Source organism: Streptomyces sp. NPDC001070 (assembly GCF_053598835.1).
The window spans coordinates 171,035-186,615 of record NZ_JBSFLB010000018.1; the positions used below are offsets into that span (position 1 = coordinate 171,035).

A 15,581-nucleotide genomic window follows, 5' to 3' on the forward strand; every position below is an offset into this window, starting at 1 on the left:
CGCGCATCGGAGGAACCGTGCCGCGCCGCCCGGGAGGGGCGGCGCGGCACCGTCGTGTCAGCGCTCCTTGCTCTCCGGTCCGGCCAGGCTGCGGGCGATGACCATGCGCTGGATCTGGTTGGTGCCCTCGACGATCTGCAGCACCTTGGCCTCGCGCATGTACCGCTCGACGGGGAAGTCGGCGGTGTAGCCGTAGCCCCCGAGGAGCTGGACGGCGTCGGTGGTGACCTGCATCGCGGCATCGGTGCAGAACAGCTTGGCCATGGCGGCCTGCCGGGAGAACGGCCGCCCCGCGTCCCGCAGCCGGGCCGCCGCGAGGTACAGGGCGCGGCCGGCCTCGATCTTGGTGGCCATGTCGGCGATCATGAAGCGCAGCCCCTGGAAGTCCACCACGGGACGGCCGAACTGCTGCCGGGTCATCCCGTACGCGAGCGCCTCGTCGAGGGCGGCCTGGGCGACGCCGATGGCGCAGGCGGCGATGCCGAGCCGGCCCGAGTCGAGGGCGGCCAGCGCGATGGAGAAGCCCTGGCCCTCGTCGCCGACCCGGCTGCTGTCCGGCACGGTCACCCCGTCGAAGTGGACCTGGGCCGTCGGCGAGCCCTTCATGCCCATCTTCTTCTCGGGGACCGCGGCCGTGAGGCCCGCCGCGTCGCCGGGCACGAGGTACGCGGTGATGCCGCGCGCACCCTCGGCGCCGCTGCGGGCGAGCACGGTGTAGAAGTCCGCGACACCGCCGTGGGTGATCCACGCCTTGGTGCCGTCGATGCGCCACGCGTCGCCCTCCCGGGTGGCCCGGGTACGCAGGGAGGCGGCGTCGGAACCGGCCGCGGGCTCGGACAGGCAGTAGGCGCCGAGCAGCGCGCCGCCGAGCATGGCGGGCAGGTGCTCGCTGCGCTGCTCCTTGCCGCCGTACTGGGCGACCGCGTGGCAGGCCAGGGTGTGTACGCTGACCCCGAGGCCCACGGTGAGCCGGGCCGCCGCGAGCTCCTCCAGCACCTGCAGATAGACCTCGTACGGCTGGCCGCCGCCGCCGTACTCCTCCGGATAGGGCAGTCCGAGCAGCCCCGCCTCGCCGATGAGGCGGAAGACCTCGCGTGGGAAGACACCCGCGTCCTCTTCCTCGGCCGCCCTCGGTTTGATCTCCCGCTGGGCCATTTCGCGCACGAGCGCGAGCAGGTCGCGGGCCTCCTCGGTGGGAAGCTGTCGGTCCACCGGCTGAAGGCCGTCGTGGGACATGGCGGCACTCTCCTCCCTGTCGGGCGCTGCGGCGGCGTCCGCTCAGGGTGTGGCGGCGCTACCGGATTGTCGACCGTCAACCAATGGTCTCCCGCCGGGTCACGGCGTGGTCCGACCTGCGGCTTCGGCGCGTTGGAGTATGCCCGATCGGAGGCGCCGGAGTCACGGGGTGCCCGGCCCGCCGGAGCGGGGAGCGGCGGATTTTTTCATACGGCGCGCTCGCGGGGGGACTTTTCGCAAGGCTGTACGGGTCATTGGGCCGTTCGGGTTAGCGTCGTCGGGCGCGCGGTGCGCGTGCGGGGCGTGTGCGGCCCGCGTCAGCAGTCGAGGAAAGGTGATGCCGGTGTCCGTGTCCCGTGGTTGGGGCCCGAGGGTGGCCGCGGTGGCGGCTGTCGCGCTGCTGGGGACGGGCTGCGGCGGCCAGGACACGGACGCGGCGGGCGGTCCCGTCGCCCTGGAGCGGATCGGCGAGGCCGTCGGATGCACCCCGCAGGTGCAGACCGATGTGCGGGAGCTGCGCCAGGGGGCGTGTACGACCGCACGCGGTGCCTATGTGATGCTCACCTTCGCCAGCGAGGCCGGCCAGAAGTCGTGGCTGGAGGAGGCCCAGCCGTACGGCGGCTCGTATCTGATCGGGAACCGCTGGGTGGTGGAGGCGGAGCCCGAGGCGCTGGAGCCGGTGCGGGAGAAGCTGGGCGGCAGGGTCGAGGAGGGGGCGCACCACGGGCACTCCTCGGCGGCGCCCTCGGCCCCCGCGTCCACCACCGGCCAGTGACGGATCGAGTGCATCCCGTCACCGTCCGCGGTGACGCTGACGCGCCACGGCGGCCACCCGTCAAGTCCCGAGAATCAGCGGCGTGACGTGAGGCAAGGGCCACGGCTTACTGAGGGCATGCGCGGCCTGTGACTCGGCAGGACCGGCAACCGTCTCCCCCCTCCGGACGAAGGAACCGCCATGCCCCGCATCTCTCGAACCCGGCGATACGCACTGCTGGCCGCCGCGGCGGCCGCGGGCGCGGCCGGCGCGCTGGTACATCCGGGCGCCTTCGCCGTCGCGGACCCCGCCCCGCACGGCACCACGGTCGCGGAGAGCGTCAGGACCCCGGGAGCGGCGGCGTCCCGCCCGGTGACCCTGACCTACGACGCCGGGGCGGCGGCGGAGTTCACCGACTCGGTCGCCACCGCCGTCGCCACTTGGACCGCGTCGCTGGACAACGTGGATCTGCGGCCCGTCGAGCCGGGCCGCACGACGGACATCCGCTTCGTCGCCTTCGACGGCTGGCCCCACGCGGAGCAGGGCACGCCCGGCCAAGGCACCGCCTACATCGGCCGGGAAGCGGTCACCGAGGGTTACGACCCGGCGCGGATCACCACGCACGAACTGGGCCACCTCCTCGGTCTCGACGACGTCAAACCGGGTCCCTGCACCAGCCTGACGTCGGAAAGCACCGCAGGCACCTCCTGCCACAACCTCAGCCCCAATGAGGCCGAGCGAAGCGCGATCGAGCGCATCTTCGGCGCGCTTCAGCCCGGTACCGGTCCCGCGTGAGCGCGGCCTGGACGGGGAGAGACCCGGCACACGGCGGCCTGCGCCTGATGTGCCGGGCCGCCGTCGGCCGCGGGCGTGGGGACGGGGTCAGACCTCCAGGTCGCTCTCGATGCGCTTGAGCTGGTGGCGGGCCATCGCCAGGTTCGCGCGGTCCTTGTCCAGCGCGACGTAGAGGAACAGCCCCTTGCCCGAACGCCCGGTCAGCAGCCGGATCATGTGGATCTGGGTGTTGAGCGTGATCAGGATGTCCTCGATGTGCTCCTTGAGGTTGAGCATCTCCATCGTGCGCATCTTGGCGCGGACGACGTCGGTGTTGCCCGCGGCCGCGACGGTCAGGTCGAGGTCCTTGGAACCCCCCAGGGTGCCCAGGGCCATACCGCTGCCGTAGTCCACGAGAGCGACGCCCAGGACGCCCTCGATCGACGTCATGACATCCTTCAGCGCGGTCTCGGTGTTGGCCATTGCGGTCTCGCTTCCTTGTCGTTGAGTTCTCTGACGTGACGAATGCCTGGGTCCGGTGGCGGCGCGGCCGCGCCCGGTGCCCGACGGCTTGTCGGCTGACGAGCTGGGTCCTACGGTCATTTCCGCTCCTGACGTTGGAGCGCGAGGTCGACGAGATCCTCGATCCGTCGACTGGAACGGCGGGCCTCGAGGTGCAGTCGGCCCACGTTGGAGTCGTGGCCCGCGACCAGGGCGAGGGCCATGGCACCGCCGGCGGCGTACGCGGCCACGTAGCCGCTGTCCCCCCTGACGAGCAGTTCCCGGAAGCCGCCGCGTTCGGTGGCCTCCGTGATGCGGGCCGCCACGCCCAGTGCCGCGGCGGTCAGCGCGGCGACGCCCTCCGGTTCCGGCCCGCTCAGGTCGTGCGCGACGACCAGACCGTCGACGCTGGCGACGAGCCCGCCCGTCAGGTGCGGCACCCGCGCCCGCAGGCTGCGGAGTTCGGCCAGCACATCGGCTTCGAGTGCCACCAGCTGTCTCCTTCCGGCGAGCTGCCGCAGAGCCTTCCTCCACGGTCGTTCGGCGGGCGCCGGGCGGGTGGGCAGGGCGCTCACAGGCGGGCCTCCAGGGCGGCACGAAGTCGCAGCAACAGGGCGACTGAGGGGTCGGAGGACGGCAGGACCGCCGGCTGCGGTCCGCCGAGGGCGGGCGGCGGCAGCGCCGGAGCGGAGGCCGCCGGGGACGGGGCGGGCGGCACGGGGGCCGGGGTCACCGTCGCCTCGGCGCGGACCGGGGTGCTGATCCGGCCGATCGCGGCCAGCCGGCGTACGTCCAGCAGGGTCGCGAAGGCGGAACGCCCCAGGTGCCAGGCGATCTGGACGGGCGTACGGGATCCGTCCGCAGCCTCCAGCACGGCCAGTTGGCCGGGCGTGGGGGCCCTGGCCCGGCCGCCCCGCGCCTCCCCCGTGGAGCGGGGGACGACGGGGCCGGCGTCGGTGTCGTCCCACGGCCAGGCCCGCTCCAGCTGCGCGCGGCGGCGCTGCGCCTCCCGCGCCACGCGCTGCGCCGGGACCGGCCGGGATATGGGGCCCAGCCGGGAGGTGGCGCCCGGCTGGAACCGGTCGGGCTCCGAGTCGGGCAGCAGGGTGAAGTAGGCGGCGTCGAAGAGCGCCAGCAGGTGGCACAGCTCCAGTTCGCCGCGGGCCACCCGGCCGGTGTCGACGAGGTGCCCGCCGACCCCGCGGCCGGTGCTCGCCGTGGTGACCGCCTCGCGCCACTGGTCCGGGGAGAGCAGACCGCAGGCCATGAGCCGTACCCCGAGGTCGGGGGCGCAGGGGCTCTCGGCGTGGACGATCGCCCCGTCGCGCAGGTAGACCGCCCCCGCCGAACCGTACAGCGCCCCGCTGGCCCTCGCCTCCGCGAGCCGGGCCAGGGCCGCGGTGAAGGCGTACGCCCCCACCACCCCGGCGCGGACGTGGGCGGGCGCGCCACCGCGCGCCGGAGTGCGCCGCGGCAGGCTGCGCAGGGCCAGCGCGGGCCGCCCCGCCTCCGTGCCCGTCATACGAGCACCAGCCGCTCGGCGATGGACTGCAGACCGAGCCGGGCGACGGCGAGGTTGGCCACCGACCGGTCCAGCCACAGGTAGAGGATGACGTCGCTGTCGAAGGAGGTGTCGAGGAAGCGGATCAGGTGGTAGCTCCCCGGTGCCGTGATGATGATGTCCTCCACCGGCACCCGTCCGGACTCCTTCGCGGTGAAGGTGCCGCCCTCCACGACCGCCCGCGCCGCCTCGGTGGTGTCCGCGGCGGCCGCCTCGTGACCGTGTCCCGGCTCCTGCCCGACCGCCCCGAGGAGGAGGCCGCTGCCCCAGTCGACCACGCTCGCACCGAGCACGCCGGGAATCGCCAGCGCCTCGGAAAGGCACTCGTCTATGCCGGGCACGCCCACCCCTTCGCCGCCACTTCTGGTATACGGAACAGCACGGAACGTTACCCATCCCGTACGCGATTCAGGTGGGTTGGGGCATTTTCCGGAGGCATGTGCGGGTGACTCGCTAGGATTCGCCGGCCCTTGTGATCAGTCGGCGCAAATGTCCTCCGGACCGCCCCCGGCGATCCCCGCGAGCACCCCCAGGGCATGACCCAGGACCTGCGGGGACGGCGAGGCGAGGGCAATACGCACGGCGTGCGGGGCGCTGCCGCGGCCCGCGGCGAAGGCGGCGGCCGGCGTGACGGCAATGCCGTGCCGGGCGGCCGCCGCGACGAAGGTGTCGGCCCGCCAGGGTTCGGGCAGCCGCCACCAGCAGAAGTAGGCGTGCGGATCGGCCGTGACGGTGAACCCGGCGAGGCGCTCGGCGGCGAGGCGGGCCCGGGCGGCCGCGTCGCGGCGTTTGGCCGCCACCACCGCGTCCACGGCGCCGTCGGCGATCCAGCGGGTGGCGGCGGCCAGCGCGAAGCCGGCGGCGGTGGCGCCCGCGGAGCGCAGCGCGGCCGAGACGGGGGCGGCGAGTTCGGGCGGGGTGAGGGCGACGCCCGCGGTGAGGCCGGGGGCGAGCCGCTTGGAGAGGCTGTCGACCAGGACCACGCGATCCGGGGCGAGGGCGGCCAGCGGGGGCGGGGCGTCCGCGGCGAGGAATCCCCAGACGGCGTCCTCCACGGCGCACAGGTCCAGCCGGCCGAGCACGTCGGCGAGTTCGGCCCGGCGGGCGGCGGGCATCGTGACGCCCAGCGGGTTGTGCAGGGTGGGCTGCACGTAGACGGCGTGCAGCGGTGCGGCGCGGTGGAGCTCGGCGAGGGCGTCCGGGCGCATGCCGTCCGCGTCGCAGGGGACGGGGACGAGCCCGACGCCCAGTCGCGCCGCGAGGGCCTTGACCACGGGGTAGGTGAGCGCCTCCACCGCGAGCCGGCCGCCCGGCGGAACGAGCGCGGCGAGGGCGGCCGAGACGGCCTGCCGCCCATTGCCCGCGAAGAGCAGCCGCCCGGGGTCGGGGCGCGGGCCGGAGCGGGCGAGAAGGTCCGCGAAGGCGTCGCGCGCGGCGGGGGTGCCGGAGACCGTCAGCGGGCGCAGGGCGGCACCGAGGACGTCGGGGCGGTGCAGGGCGGCGAGTCCGGCGGCGAGCAGCTCGGACTGGCCCTCGGCGACGGGGTAGTTGAGTTCCAGATCGATGCGCCGGGGTGCGGGTTCGACGAGAGCGGGTCCCACGGCGGCCGGTGCGGCGCGGACGAAGGTGCCGCGGCCCACCTCCCCGACGACCAGCCCGCGGCGGGCGAGTTCGGCGTAGACGCGGATCGCGGTGGAGTTGGCGATGCCGCGCTGCCGCGCGAACGCGCGCTGCGTGGCGAGCCGGTCGCCGGGGCGGAGCCGTCCCGCGGCGATGTCGGCCGCCACGGCGTCGGCGACCGTGCGGTAGTCGTCCATCGTCGTTCCCCTCCTGAAGCAAAGTCCGGCATTGCACCGAGAGCAAAGATCTTATTGCACCGAGCCGGGCGGGGAACCTAGCATCGCGATCAACTCCCCTGCGGGACGGGGCACGTGCGAGGCGAGGAGATCCCCTTGGCAACGGCAGTGGTCAACGGCGTCACGGTGGCGTACGACGACGAGGGGAGCGGCGACGGCACCCCCGTGGTGCTGGTCCACGGACACCCCTTCGACCGCTCGATGTGGGCTCCGCAGGTATCCGCCGCGGTGGCCGCGGGCCGCCGGGTGATCGTCCCGGACCTGCGGGGCTACGGGGCGAGCGAGGTGGTCCCCGGCATCACCCCGCTGGAGGTCTTCGCCCGCGACATCGCCGCCCTGCTCGACCACTTGGGCGTGCCGGAGGCGGTCGTGGGCGGGCTGTCGATGGGCGGTCAGATCGCCATGGAGTTCCAGCGGCTGTTCCCGGGGCGGGTGGCCGGGCTCCTCCTCGCCGACACCTTCCCCGGCGCCGAGACGGAGGAGGGGCGGCGGGCCCGGAACGCGATGGCGGACCGGCTGCTGGCCGAGGGGATGTCCGGGTACGCGGACGAGGTGCTGGACCGGATGATCGCGCCCTACAACGTGACCGCGCTCCCCGGGGTGGCGGCACACGTCCTGGGCATGATGCGCGGCACCTCCCCCGAGGGCGCCGCCGCGGCGCTGCGCGGCCGTGCCCAACGGCCGGACTACGGGGGCGTGCTGACCGCGGTCCGGGTGCCGTCGCTGATCGTCGTCGGCCGGGACGACGAGTACACCCCGGTCGCCGAGGCCGAGGCGATGCACGCCGCCGTCGCCGGCTCGCGGCTCGTGGTGATCGAGGGCGCCGGGCATCTGCCGAACCTGGAGCGGCCCGGCGAGTTCAACGACGCGCTGCGGCGATTCCTCGGTCAGACGTACGGATAGCGGTGAATCCCCCACATCCCGGGGCGGTTTGCGACAGGATCGGCGCTGTCGGTGTCATGCGCGACCGTGTTCCACCATTTCGGGAGGCCCGGTGAAAAGACCCGCATCGGCCGCCGCCGCGCTCGCGGCAGCGCTCGCCCTGCTGACCTCCGCACCCTCCGTCGCCACGGCGAGGGACGCCGCCCCGGCGGCCGCCCCCGCGGTCTCGTCGGTGGCTTGGAAGGACTGCGGTACGACCTCGTACCCCACGCTCCAGTGCGGAACGCTCAAGGTCCCCCTGGACCACGCCCGTCCGCACGGGCGCACGATCACCCTGGCGCTGTCCCGTGTGCCGCACACGGCGAAGCACTACCAGGGTCCGCTCCTGGTCAACCCCGGCGGCCCGGGCGGCAGCGGTCTCACGCTCGCCGGCTTCGTCGCCTCCTCGCTGCCGCCCGCGGTGGCCTCGCAGTACGACGTCATCGGCTTTGACCCGCGCGGCGTCGGCAGGAGTGAGCCCGCGCTCGACTGCTCGCCGGGGTACTTCGACCCGGTGCGCCCCGACCCCGTACCGCACGGCGCGAAGGAGGAGGCCGCGAACGTCGCGCGCGCCGCTTCCTTCGCCAAGGCGTGCGGCACGAAGTACGGCTCGCTGCTGAAGTACGTCGACACGGTCAGCGCGGTGCGCGACATGGACGCGATACGCGCCGCCCTCCACGCGAAGAAGATCAACTACTTCGGGTACTCCTACGGCACCTACCTGGGCGCGGTCTACGCCAAGCTCTTCCCGGAGCGCGTCCGCCGCCTGGTGCTGGACAGCATCGTCGATCCGACGGGCGTCTGGTACGAGGACAACATCAACCAGGACTACGCCTTCGACGCCCGCCACAAGGCCTTCATGGCGTGGACGGCGAAGCACGACGCGACGTACCACCTCGGCAAGGACCCCGCGAAGATCGAGGCACTCTGGTACCGCGTGCACGAGAAGCTGCGCACCAAGCCGGCCGGCGGCAAGGTCGGCCCCGGCGAGTTCGAGGACAGCTTCGTGCCGGGCGGCTACTACAACGGCTACTGGCCCTACCTGGCGGAGGGTTTCGCCGCCTACGCGAAGAACGGCGACGAGGACGCCCTGGTCGCGCTCTACGAGGACTTCGCGGCCGTCGGCGCCGGCGGCGACAACGGCTACAGCATCTACACCTCGGTGCAGTGCCGGGACGCCTCCTGGCCGCGCGACTGGCGCACCTGGCACAAGGACACCGCCAAGGTGTACGCCAAGGCCCCGTTCCTGGCTTGGAACAACGCCTGGTACAACGCCCCGTGCGCCTTCTGGCCGGTCGCGTCCGAGCACCCGGTCAACGTCAGGAACAGCGAACTCCCGCCGGTCCTGCTGTTCCAGGCGACGAACGACGCCGCGACCCCGTACGAGGGCGGCGTGACGGTGCACCATCTGCTGAAGCGCTCGAGCCTGGTGGTCGAGAAGGGCGGCGGCAACCACGGCATCACGCTCAGCGGCAACGACTGCCTGGACGGCTACCTGTCGGCCTACCTGGACAAGGGCACCGTGCCGCGGGGCCACGGCACCGCCGACGCGGTGTGCGACCGGTTGCCCGACCCGGAGCCGCTGACGGCCACGGCGAAGGCGAAGGCCTCCGGCTCGGCGGCCCCCGACCGCGGGCTGCACGGCCTGCTCGGCACGCAGCGCTGAGCCGGTGAACCCGTAGGCCAACGGGCCGGTGGCCCGGTGGGCGCCCGGCCGCCCCGCCCGCTCAGGTCGTGGTGTCGACCAGCGAGAGCGAGTGGAGGCGGTCGGGCGGGCCGGGCCTGGCGTAGTACCAGCCCTGCGCGGTGTCGCAGCCCAGCGCCCGCAGGTGCTCGGCCTGGGCGCCGGTCTCCACGCCCTCGACGGTGACCGACAGCCCGAGCGTGTGCGCCAGGTCGACGACGATCTCCACGATCTTCACGTCGACGGGGTCGGCCGGCTGCTGCTGCATGCCGCGGGTGAAGGAGCGGTCCAGCTTGAGCGTGCTGATCGGCAGCCTGCGCAGCGAGGCCAGGTTCGAGTAGCCCGTTCCGAAGTCGTCGAGGGCGATCGCCATGCCGAGCTCGGCGAACTCCCGTAGCGGGCGCAGCAGTTCCTCGTCGGCACCGATGAACGCGCTCTCGGTGACCTCCAGGCACAGCGCGGTCGGCTCCAGCCCGGCGTCCTTGATCACCGCGAGGGTCTCGGGGACGAGGCCGGGATGGCCGAGCTGGGCCGGGGAGAGGTTGACGTTGATCCGCAGCGGATGGCCGTCGCTGCGCGGGAACTGCCAGTCCCGGGCCTGCCAGGCGGCCTGCTGCAGCACCCAGTGGCCGAGCGGCACGATCAGCCCGGTGCTCTCGGCGAGCGGGATGAACTGGTCGGGGCCGAGGATCCCGTGCACCGGGTGGCACCACCGCACCAGCGCCTCCGCGCCGCGGACGCTGCCGTCGCCGAGCCGAACCAGCGGCTGGTACTCGATGAAGAACTCGCCCCGCTCCAGGGCCGTCGGCAGGCTGTTGGTGAGCCCGTGCCGGGTGATGGCGCGCGCGTCGGAGTCGGGGTCGGCGAGCTCGAAGCGGTTGCCGCCGGCGGCCTTGGCCCGGTACATCGTGATGTCGGCGCTGCGCAGCACCTCTGCGGGCCCGAGGGTGCCGGCCTTGCCCTCCACGATGCCGATGCTGCACCGTACGGACAGGTCGCGGCCGTCCACGCGGATCGGGTCGGCGAGCGCGGCCAGGATCAGGTCGGCGAGACCGGTGATGTCCGCGCGGCTGGCCGGGTTGATGACCAGGGCGGCGAACTCGTCGCCCCCGATGCGTGCCACGAGCTGGTCGGGTGAGGTGACGCAGGCCTGGAGCCGCTCGGCGACGGCGATCAGCAGCCGGTCGCCGATGGCGTGCCCGAGACTGTCGTTGACGTCCTTGAAGCCGTCCAGATCCATGTAGCAGACGCCGACGCCCGCGCCGTCGGGGCCGTTGAGGGCGTGCTCCAGACGCTCGAAGAAGAGGTTGCGGTTGGCCAGGCCGGTGAGCGCGTCGTGCGTGGCCTCGTACCGCAGCCGCTCGCTGAGCAGGCGCTCCTCGGTGATGTCCTCCATCAGGGCGAGCATGTACTGCGGGGTGCCGCCGGGGTCGCGCAGCAGGGAGACCGTCAGATTGGTCCACAAGGCGGTGCCGTCGGGCCGGTAGTACGCCTTCTCCATGCGGTAGTGGTCGCGCTCGCCCCGGTTGAGCTGCCGCTGCAGTTCCCAGACCTCGGGGGCGTCTTCCGGGTGCACCCAGTCGTAGACGTTCTTGCTGCGGATGTGGCGTTCCAGGCCGCCGAACATGGTGGTGAGGGCGTCGTTGACGTCCAGGATGCGTCCGTCCATGTCCGCGATGCCGATGCCTATGGAGGCGCCCTGGAAGACCGCGCGGAAGCGGACCTCGCTCTCGTACAGGGCCTGCTCGGTGGCGGCCCGGGCGGCGAGGGCGGCCTTCGACAGGGCCTCCTGCTCGGTCCGCGTGCGCTCCTGGAGGGCGCGGGCGTAACCGGCGGCGATCCAGTGCTGCAGGCGGGAGCAGCGGGTGCGGCTCCCCTCGGCGGTCAGTGCGGGACCGGGCGGGCAGTAGAGCAGCAGATAGGCGTCGACGACGTCGAGGATGCGGGACAGCGCCTCGGGGTCGGTGCAGTGCGCGGCCACGAGCGCGGCGCCGACGTCCGCGGCGGGGCGGGGGTCGAAGGGCTGGGCGCGCAGGGTGGCGTTGAGACGCGCCGCGAGCGGGAGCAGGTACTCCTCGAACTCGCCACGCGTCATGGAGGTGGCGGTGGCCGGGTAGATCGCCCGGCTCCAGATGATCGCGAAGCGCCGCAGGCTGTCGACGGGCTCCGGCTCCGGGCCGGGTTCTCTGATCATGATCACGCCTTGCGGCCGACGCCCGCGAACCCGCTGAAGACGACGGGGTCCGGCTCGTCGTCGTCCGTGCCGTCGGGACGCCACAACGGCGAGGAGACCAGGCCGGGTTCGACGAGGTCGAAGCCGTCGAAGAAGCGCTCCACCTCGGCCCGCGAGCGCATGATCAGCGGCGAACTGGCGCTGCGGTAGACGTTCTCGACCCGCTCCCCCTCCTCGTGACGGCGCGGTCCGCCCTCGACCGAGGCGTGGGTGACGACGAGCAGGCTGCCGGGGGCGAGGGCGTCGCGGAGCTCGGCCACTGCCTTCGCCGGCTCGTCGGCGTCCTCGAGGAAGTGCAGTACGGCGACGAGCAGGAGCGCGACCGGGCGTTCCCGATCGATGAGCCGCCCCACCTCGGCGCTGTCCAGGATGTCGCGCGGGGAGCGCAGGTCGGCCGCGACGATGGCGGTGTCGTCGTTGCCCTCCAGCACGACGCGGCTGTGGGCGACGGCGACCGGGTCGTGGTCGACGTAGACGATGTGTGCGCCGGGGCTGGCGGCCTGGGCGACCTCGTGGACGTTGCCGAAAGTGGGGATGCCGGAGCCGATGTCGAGGAACTGCGTGATGCCCTGGTCCACGGCGAAGCGCACAGCCCTGCGCATGAACGCGCGATTGGCCTGCATGATCTTCGGCAGCCCCGGGAATGCCTCGATCGCCCGCCGTCCCGCCTCCCGGTCGACCTCGAAGTTGTGCGAGCCGCCCAGGTAGTAGTCGTAGATGCGGGACACGCTCGGCACGGACAGATCGATGCCATGGGGGGCCCAGGCAGGACGCTCCATCAACGGCTCCAGCTCGTCGGGGGATCAGGGTGCATGGTCGTGGACACGACCATGTGCGTCAGAGGCTACTGATCGACCGTTCGAGAGGAAACAAGAAATGGAAATATTCGATCCGTTTTCGGTCAAAGACCAAAGGCATGTGCCCTGCTCCCCGCGAACGGGGAACAGGGCACAGCCTACCGCCGGATGACGGTGGATCAGTTCGATCAGACGTTGACACCGTGGGCGCGGAGGTACGCCAGCGGGTCCATGTCGGAGCCGAAGTCGGGGGTGGTGCGCACCTCGAAGTGCAGGTGCGGACCGGTCACGTTGCCGGTGGCGCCCGACAGGCCCAGCTGCTGACCGGCGGAGACGGTCTGGCCGGCCGAGACCGACAGCGAGGAGAGGTGGGCGTACTGCGAGTACCGGCCGTCGGCGTGCTTGATGACGACCTGGTTGCCGTACGAGCCGCCCCAGCCGGCGGAGACCACGGTGCCGGAGGCGATCGACTTCACCTTGGTGCCGGTGGAGGCGATGAAGTCCACACCGGTGTGGTAGCCCTTGGACCACATGGCGCCGGCCCGGTGGTAGGCGGTCCCCAGGGTGACGTGGTCGAGCGGGGCGGTGTAGCCGGAGGTGCCGGCGGCCTTGGCGGCGACCGGCTTGGCGGCGGGGGCTGCGGCCTTCGCGGCGGCCTTGGGCGCGGCCTTCGGCGCGGCGGCGGCCTTGTCACCCAGGGACAGGACCTGGCCCGGGTAGATCAGGTTCGGGTTGCCGCCGATGACGGACTTGTTGGTGGAGTACAGCTTCTGCCAGCCACCGTCGACCGACTGGGCGTCAGCGATCTTGGAGAGGGTGTCGCCACCCGCGACCTTGTAGGCGCCGCCGGCGCTCTTGGACGCGGCGGAGGCGGCCTTCGGCGCCTCGGCCTTCTTGGCGGGGGCCGCGGTGGCGGCCTTGGCGGGCTTCGCGGCGGTGCCCGAGACGCTCGCGGGGGTGGCCGAGGTGTCGGCCATCGCCTTGGTCAGGCCGGCCTTGGGACCGCACACCGGCCAGGCCTGCGGGCCCTGGGTCGCGAGGACCTTCTCGGCGACGGAGATCTGCTGCGCCTTGGTGGCGAGGTCGGCGCGCGGGGCGTACTTCGTACCGCCGAAACCGGCCCAGGTGCTCTGCGTGAACTGCAGGCCGCCGTAGAAACCGTTCCCGGTGTTGATGGACCAGTTGTTGGTGCTCTCGCAGGCCGCGACCTTGTCCCAGACGCTGACGGGAGCGGCGTGGGCACCGGCGGCACCGACGATCGGCAGCGCCACGGCGGCGCCGGTCGTACCGGCGAGCGCGCCGATGCGGGTGATGCGAGTGTTACGGGGACGACGGTGCTTTCCCTTACCGGGCATGCCGAATTCCTCTCCGACGCCTGCGAGGTGAGCTGTCGGGTTCGGGCTGGAGATGCCCGGCCGCAATTGGGCACGCCAAATAAAGGCATGTCGCAGCGACTTCACCCCAAGCCGTCCCGTGACCAACGGGAACGGCACTTACCTGGGTCCCCCGCTCCTGCCGTGCGGTCTTGTCATCCGGCGTCCGGGCAGCGGCAGGACTAGGCGTTCTACCCGGAAGAATCTCGCAGGAATTTGTCCTGCGAGATCTGGAAGCTAAACGACGGAATCGCCCCCGGGCAAGGATCGGAATCACGCACTCCGGCAACCCGCAAGTCGATCATCCGTTTCCGTGACTTAACGTGAGAAGCGTCCGCTCTGCGTAGGCGAAAAATTGACCTGACGTAGTCGCGCGATACCGCCCGGTGAAAATCGGGGGAGAAATTGGACGCAGGGTCGCCCAAACTTTCCGCACCGTGTTCGGCACGTGACGCCCATCACGCATCGATTCCCTACGCATGCACTGTGGACGCATATGTCCGGTTAGGACCCTCAATGCCGGATAAGGCATGACGTGCACCGGCCCAAACCACCCCGGGACAACGCGTCCTGAGCCACCGCCCGGAGGAACACCCCCATGACCCAACCCTCGACGGGTGCCGGCGATTCCCGCAGGCGGCCCGGCAGCGCGGCTCGGGGTGTGGCGTGCGCCACAATCCCCCCTCCGGCGGGGCGAGAAGAGGGCGTGGACGGCCGGCGGCGTCCGGAGAGCGGACGTGACAGGGCCGATTGAGCGACGGTAGCCTCCCAATCCCGCACATTTTCTTACATCTCCCAGGAGCCCTCGCGTGCCCTACCTCGCCGCCGACGACCGCTACGCCTCGATGGAATACCGCCGGACCGGCCGCAGCGGGGTCCTGCTGCCCGTCGTGTCCCTGGGCCTGTGGCACAACTTCGGCGACACCTCGCCGCTGGAGACCCAGCGCGCGGTGCTGCGCCGCGCCGTCGACCGCGGCGTGGTTCACATCGACCTGGCCAACAACTACGGCCCGCCCGCAGGCTCCGCAGAGGCCAACTTCGGCACCCTCCTCGCCCAGGACTTCCGCCCGTACCGGGACGAGCTCTTCATCGCCACCAAGGCCGGGTACGACATGTGGCCCGGCCCCTACGGCGAGTGGGGCAGCCGCAAGTACCTGCTCTCCTCCCTCGACCAGTCCCTGGGCCGCATGGGCCTGGAGTACGTCGACGTCTTCTACTCGCACCGCTTCGACCCGGACACGCCCCTGGAGGAGACCATGGGCGCCCTGGACTCCGCGGTCCGCCAGGGCAAGGCCCTGTACGCGGGCATCTCCAACTACCCCGCCGAGGCGCACCGCCGCGCCACGGAGATCCTGCGCGAGCTGGGCACCCCGCTGCTCATCCACCAGGCGGCCTACAACATGCTCCAGCGCGACCCGGAGGCCGGCGTCCTGGACGCCGTCGGCGACACCGGCACCGCCCTGATCGCGTACTCCCCGCTCGCCCAGGGCCAGCTCACCGACCGCTACCTCGACGGCGTCCCGGGTGACTCGCGGATGGCCCTCGGCCACTTCCTCAAGCGCGACGCCCTGACCGAGCGAAAGCTCACCTTCCTGCACGCCCTCAACAAGCTCGCCGGCGAGCGCGGCCAGACCCTCGCCCAGCTGGCCCTGGCCTGGGTGCTCCGCGACCCCCGGGTCGTCTCGGTCCTCATCGGGGCGAGCAGCGTCGCCCAGCTCGACCAGAACCTCGCCGCCCTCGACGCGGGCCCGCTCACCGCGGACGAGCTCGCCGAGATCGACCGCCTGTCGGCGGAGGCGGGCCAACGACATCGACGGCAGGTCCCGCATGTCGGCGGCCAAGCAGGCCTTCAACGAGGTGATCGACGCCGTACCGGACGAGGTCCGGCTCG

14 protein-coding genes and 1 riboswitch are annotated in these 15,581 nt (G+C 72.4%); of the genes, 5 read left to right on the forward strand and 9 right to left on the reverse strand.

All coding sequences use genetic code 11. The features are described from left to right. Positions 1-57: 57 nt before the first annotated feature. Positions 58-1,236: an acyl-CoA dehydrogenase family protein gene (locus tag ACWDAS_RS22930; protein WP_450393859.1), complete on the reverse strand. Its 1,179-nt coding sequence runs from the start codon at positions 1,234-1,236 to the stop codon at positions 58-60. Between the two features lie 343 nt (positions 1,237-1,579). Here ACWDAS_RS22930 and ACWDAS_RS22935 point away from each other — a divergent pair, with 343 nt between their 5' ends. Together ACWDAS_RS22935 and ACWDAS_RS22940 are read left to right on the forward strand one after the other, a co-directional pair. Beyond that, positions 1,580-2,011 (forward strand): hypothetical protein, encoded by a 432-nt coding sequence (locus ACWDAS_RS22935; protein WP_450393862.1) that lies wholly within the window; start codon positions 1,580-1,582, stop codon positions 2,009-2,011. 180 nt (positions 2,012-2,191) lie between these two features. Continuing rightward, on the forward strand, positions 2,192-2,785 hold the full coding sequence (locus ACWDAS_RS22940) for a snapalysin family zinc-dependent metalloprotease (protein WP_450393865.1): 594 nt from the start codon (positions 2,192-2,194) through the stop codon (positions 2,783-2,785). 87 nt (positions 2,786-2,872) lie between these two features. Here the strand turns inward: ACWDAS_RS22940 and ACWDAS_RS22945 are convergent, their stop codons facing one another. The 5 genes from ACWDAS_RS22945 to ACWDAS_RS22965 all read right to left on the reverse strand — a co-directional run bounded on the left by ACWDAS_RS22945 (position 2,873) and on the right by ACWDAS_RS22965 (position 6,643). Beyond that, on the reverse strand, positions 2,873-3,247 hold the full coding sequence (locus tag ACWDAS_RS22945; RefSeq protein ID WP_450393867.1) for a hypothetical protein: 375 nt from the start codon (positions 3,245-3,247) through the stop codon (positions 2,873-2,875). 116 nt (positions 3,248-3,363) lie between these two features. Then, positions 3,364-3,756, reverse strand: a complete 393-nt coding sequence (locus tag ACWDAS_RS22950; RefSeq protein ID WP_450393870.1) for a roadblock/LC7 domain-containing protein — start codon at positions 3,754-3,756, stop codon at positions 3,364-3,366. 80 nt (positions 3,757-3,836) lie between these two features. Continuing rightward, positions 3,837-4,787 (reverse strand): transcriptional regulator, encoded by a 951-nt coding sequence (locus tag ACWDAS_RS22955; RefSeq protein WP_450393873.1) that lies wholly within the window; start codon positions 4,785-4,787, stop codon positions 3,837-3,839. Then, positions 4,784-5,167 carry a hypothetical protein gene (locus ACWDAS_RS22960; RefSeq protein WP_450393876.1) on the reverse strand — a complete coding sequence of 128 codons (384 nt, stop codon included), beginning with the start codon at positions 5,165-5,167 and terminating at the stop codon, positions 4,784-4,786. The genes ACWDAS_RS22955 and ACWDAS_RS22960 overlap by 4 nt, the downstream gene beginning before the upstream one ends. Before the next feature lie 135 nt (positions 5,168-5,302). Next, positions 5,303-6,643: an aminotransferase-like domain-containing protein gene (locus ACWDAS_RS22965; protein WP_450393878.1), complete on the reverse strand. Its 1,341-nt coding sequence runs from the start codon at positions 6,641-6,643 to the stop codon at positions 5,303-5,305. Positions 6,644-6,778: 135 nt separating this feature from the next. Between ACWDAS_RS22965 and ACWDAS_RS22970 the strand changes: the two genes are divergently transcribed. After that, positions 6,779-7,585, forward strand: coding sequence for an alpha/beta fold hydrolase (locus tag ACWDAS_RS22970; protein WP_450393881.1), 807 nt, complete (start codon positions 6,779-6,781; stop codon positions 7,583-7,585). Between the two features lie 91 nt (positions 7,586-7,676). Beyond that, complete coding sequence (locus ACWDAS_RS22975; RefSeq protein WP_450393884.1) at positions 7,677-9,269, forward strand: alpha/beta hydrolase; 1,593 nt, start codon at positions 7,677-7,679, stop codon at positions 9,267-9,269. A gap of 61 nt (positions 9,270-9,330) precedes the next feature. Here ACWDAS_RS22975 and ACWDAS_RS22980 read toward each other — a convergent pair whose 3' ends face one another. The 3 genes from ACWDAS_RS22980 to ACWDAS_RS22990 all read right to left on the reverse strand — a co-directional run bounded on the left by ACWDAS_RS22980 (position 9,331) and on the right by ACWDAS_RS22990 (position 13,672). Next, positions 9,331-11,487: a putative bifunctional diguanylate cyclase/phosphodiesterase gene (locus ACWDAS_RS22980; RefSeq protein WP_450393886.1), complete on the reverse strand. Its 2,157-nt coding sequence runs from the start codon at positions 11,485-11,487 to the stop codon at positions 9,331-9,333. After that, entirely contained in the window at positions 11,484-12,299 is an 816-nt protein-coding gene (locus ACWDAS_RS22985) for an SAM-dependent methyltransferase (protein ID WP_450393888.1), read from the reverse strand. The genes ACWDAS_RS22980 and ACWDAS_RS22985 overlap by 4 nt, the downstream gene beginning before the upstream one ends. 206 nt (positions 12,300-12,505) lie before the next feature. Beyond that, positions 12,506-13,672 carry a transglycosylase family protein gene (locus tag ACWDAS_RS22990; protein ID WP_450393891.1) on the reverse strand — a complete coding sequence of 389 codons (1,167 nt, stop codon included), beginning with the start codon at positions 13,670-13,672 and terminating at the stop codon, positions 12,506-12,508. Positions 13,673-13,674: 2 nt separating this feature from the next. Beyond that, a riboswitch (cyclic di-AMP (ydaO/yuaA leader) is annotated at positions 13,675-13,865 on the reverse strand. Between the two features lie 634 nt (positions 13,866-14,499). Between ACWDAS_RS22990 and ACWDAS_RS22995 the strand changes: the two genes are divergently transcribed. Beyond that, positions 14,500-15,581: aldo/keto reductase (locus tag ACWDAS_RS22995; RefSeq protein ID WP_450393894.1), on the forward strand; the 1,082-nt coding region annotated here is incomplete at its 3' end.